Consider the following 1056-nt stretch of genomic DNA (forward strand, 5'->3'; position numbering starts at 1 on the left):
AGATGTCAGCAAAATGCTGCGTCTTAACGAGCGTATTAGCTCCGTTGATACCCCAATTGGTGGTGACGGTGAAAAAGCGCTTCTGGATATTATTCCTGACGCAAATAACTCTGATCCAGAAGTGTCGACTCAAGATGATGACATCAAATCGTCTTTGATCCATTGGTTGGAAGAGTTGAATCCAAAACAAAAAGAAGTGCTTGCACGCCGTTTTGGTTTGCTTGGTTATGAGCCGTCTACGCTTGAAGAAGTGGGACGAGAGATTGGTCTTACCCGTGAGCGTGTACGTCAAATTCAAGTGGAGGGTTTACGTCGACTTCGTGAAATCCTAATTAAACAAGGCCTAAATATGGAAAACTTGTTTAACGTTGAAGACGATTAATACTAAGCTTTCTCGAAACACAAAGGGCTATGGATAACCATAGCCCTTTTTCTGTTTTAGGGGAGATTAGATATTCTCGTTAAAGCATTTTCTTCAAACGATACAGCTCTTCAAGGGCTTGGCGAGGTGTTAAGTCGTCTGGATCGATGTTTGATAACGCTTGTTCAATTTCGCTAGGTTCAGGGATTAAGCTGAGCTGATTTGCTACATCCACAGTGCTTGGACGAGGCGAGTCGCTAGCTTGACCGAGTTGCTCTAGTTGAGACAGTTTAGTACGAGCATTTTTGATGACCGTTTTAGGTACGCCAGCTAAGCCCGCAACCGCCAAGCCGTATGATTTGCTTGCGGCGCCTTCTTGAACAGCGTGCATGAAAGCAATGCTGTCGCCATGTTCTACCGCATCTAGGTGAACATTTGCTAAGTTTGGTAGCAAGTTCGGTAATTCGGTTAGTTCAAAATAGTGCGTAGCGAAAAGTGTCATCGCGCCAATTTGTGTTGCAAGCCATTCGGCACTTGCCCATGCCAATGAAAGACCATCGTAAGTACTGGTACCACGACCGATCTCATCCATTAACACCAAGCTGTTCTTGGTTGCGTTGTGGAGAATGTTGGCCGTTTCAGTCATCTCTACCATGAAGGTTGAACGACCTGATGCCAAGTCATCTGAAGCACCG

At 45.3% G+C, this 1056-nt stretch carries 2 protein-coding genes; one reads left to right on the forward strand and one right to left on the reverse strand.

From position 1 onward, the window contains the following. On the forward strand, positions 1–382 hold a 382-nt coding region (locus R7R24_RS24905; RefSeq protein ID WP_029811329.1), incomplete at its 5' end, for a sigma-70 family RNA polymerase sigma factor. Between the two features lie 79 nt (positions 383–461). On the opposite strand, the gene R7R24_RS24910 is transcribed toward R7R24_RS24905, so the two are convergent. Then, the coding region (locus tag R7R24_RS24910; RefSeq protein ID WP_411978830.1) for a MutS-related protein at positions 462–1056 on the reverse strand (595 nt) is incomplete at its 5' end.

The organism is Vibrio sp. 704 (assembly GCF_033339295.1).